The following is a 2,279-nucleotide window of genomic DNA, read 5'->3' on the forward strand; positions in this document are numbered from 1 at the left end:
GATAATATATTTTCTACTAAATTAGAGAAATTAGTGGAGAGTTACTTTAAGATGTACCAAGTTGAGCCTAATTACCTCAGGTTAATTAAAGAGTTAGAAGATTATGTTGCTCAAAACAAAAGGTCTTATTTCTTAATTAATTACCAGTTTATATTTAAGGCACTTGAGCTTAAATTAGCTGATTTTAAGAGTGCTTACATTAAGATTTTACAAGAAACTAAAGAAAGTAAAGGATAATGGATATACAAGAAGTAGATTTAGATATTGCACCAAGATTAATGGGTGTTAAGGGATACAGATGGTTTGTAAGTAAAAAGATAATAATGGTAACTATTGGTGGTATGGGTTCCATATCATCATGGCTAACATTACTACTTAGTAGAACTATACCTAAGTTAGGTATTGTAGCCTATGACTTTGACCACTTTGATGAGAGAAATGCTGGAGGACAGTTTTTCTTGTATGAAGATGTGGGTAAAAACAAGATAGAAGCTGTTAATAGGGCTTTAGTAGCACTAAATGGTGAAGAAACCTATATTATTGGAAACAGTAAGTTTGAAGAAGGTAGTGAAGTAACAGATGTAACTTTTAGTGGATTTGATAACATTGAAGCAAGGGTTAATATGTTTAATAGCTGGTTAAAGAAAGAGAAGGGTATCTTTATTGACGGTAGGATTTACAAGGAGAATTACCAAGTATATGCAGTACAAGCTGGTAATATTGCACAGATTGAGGCATACCAAGAGATACTAAAGAAGACTGATATTGATATACCTGATACAGACTGCACTACAAGGAATACTACTTTTATTGCTATGGGAGCTGCTGAAAAGATGACTACTTTATTTCTAAACTATTTAGAGAATAAATTAGACCCAGAATTTAGCCCTGCTGTAGTACCATTTAAGTATGAATGGAGTGCCCAATCTTTCACTGGAAATAGCTTTTACCTATGATAGTAGAGAAGTTAGGAAATGAGTTTAATGATGATGGTATTCTTTACTTTGAGGAGGCAATTAAGAAGGTTAGTTTAGAAAACATATATATTAACCTGAATTTTACCCCTTCTAAAATACACCTTAGAAACTTACCCGAATACATAAGGGTACATGAAGCACTTAATTTCATAGGTGCTTCTGACATTAATAGTTATGATGACTTAATAGTAAATATTTACTATCTGTTAAAACTAAAGCAGTTACCCTTTACAAACGGCGCTTTATTTTCATATAGTGATAGTAAACTTTACCAAATTCAATTTAGGAAAGCTATTAAAACAAGTGATTTCATAACTCTGTTAATTAGGGCTTATGTATATTACTTAGAGTATTTTAAATCATCTTGGCATAGTAGTTATTATATTGAAGGTAATGCAAAAACTAAAATTAGGACATTGTTAGAAGATGAAATACAGTACTTAATAGATACAGATAGTATTGATACAGCAGTTAATGAAAATGTCGGAAAATACTTTGTTTCTTCAAATAGTAGAAGTATAGATTATATGGGAATAAGAATGTCTTATTTAGATATAGCATAATGAAAGTAGATGTTTTAATAATAGATGCTGATAGTTTAGCTTTTAAGGCTAATAGTGATACTTATGAGTACTCTGTAGTAAGGTTTATTGAGAAGGTAAATACTATTAGGCAGAAGTTTAGCTACAAATCAGAACTATTCTTATTAACATTTGGAAGGAACAACTTTAGGTACTCTCTGGACAAGGATTACAAAGCCAGTAGAGTACTTAAAGAGTATCCTGAATTTGTTATGGGGGTAAAGAATTTTATGGTAGATAATTTAGGTGCGTTGAAGTTTGACCATTATGAAGCAGATGATGCAGCAGCAATATTTGCTAAATTATGTAGGGACAGAAATCTAACCTATGTTATTGTCCATATTGACAGTGACCTAAACCAGATTGAAGGGTGGCATTACAACTATGATAAAGATAGTCTTTATTACCTTAGTGATGCAGAAGCTAACAAGATTGTACTTAGGGATATACTGTTAGGTACTCACAATGGTGCTAAAGGACTACCCGGATTTGGTAGGGTTACTTATGAGAAGTTAGCAAAGAAGATTAATACAATCTTTGAAGTGGAACAGATTTACAAGAAAGGAATCCCTAAGTCTAAAGGACAAAGGGAGGTAAAAGGGCTGGGAGATGCCTACTGGGATTATTTTTCCCAACAAACAGGGTTGTGCACATTATGTCAAGATTTATTTGATGATGTAGAAACCCAAAAATTAAGCAATATTATAGATGTTAAGATGCA

General features: G+C 32.1%; 4 protein-coding genes. All 4 read left to right on the top strand.

Annotation, left to right across the window (positions count from 1 at the left end; translation table 11 throughout):
• The coding region (locus ACRC03_RS08620; protein ID WP_438652158.1) for a hypothetical protein at positions 1 to 237 on the top strand (237 nt) is incomplete at its 5' end.
• Entirely contained in the window at positions 237 to 956 is a 720-nt protein-coding gene (locus ACRC03_RS08625) for a ThiF family adenylyltransferase (RefSeq protein WP_438652159.1), read from the top strand. The genes ACRC03_RS08620 and ACRC03_RS08625, both read left to right, overlap by 1 nt.
• Positions 953 to 1,540 (top strand): hypothetical protein, encoded by a 588-nt coding sequence (locus tag ACRC03_RS08630; RefSeq protein ID WP_438652160.1) that lies wholly within the window; start codon positions 953 to 955, stop codon positions 1,538 to 1,540. Before ACRC03_RS08625 ends, ACRC03_RS08630 begins: the two co-directional genes overlap by 4 nt.
• Positions 1,540 to 2,279, top strand: a 740-nt coding sequence (locus tag ACRC03_RS08635) for a hypothetical protein (protein WP_438652161.1), incomplete at its 3' end; no start/stop codon positions are given. The genes ACRC03_RS08630 and ACRC03_RS08635, both read left to right, overlap by 1 nt.

The sequence above is a fragment of the Romboutsia sp. genome, assembly GCF_051659545.1.
Classification (GTDB): Bacteria; Bacillota; Clostridia; order Peptostreptococcales; family Peptostreptococcaceae; genus JBOFOR01.

Coding starts and splice junctions, on each gene's coding strand:
- ACRC03_RS08625 (WP_438652159.1), top strand. CDS start 237: ATGGATATACAAGAAGTAGATTTAGATATTGCACCAAGATTAATGGGT.
- ACRC03_RS08630 (WP_438652160.1), top strand. CDS start 953: ATGATAGTAGAGAAGTTAGGAAATGAGTTTAATGATGATGGTATTCTT.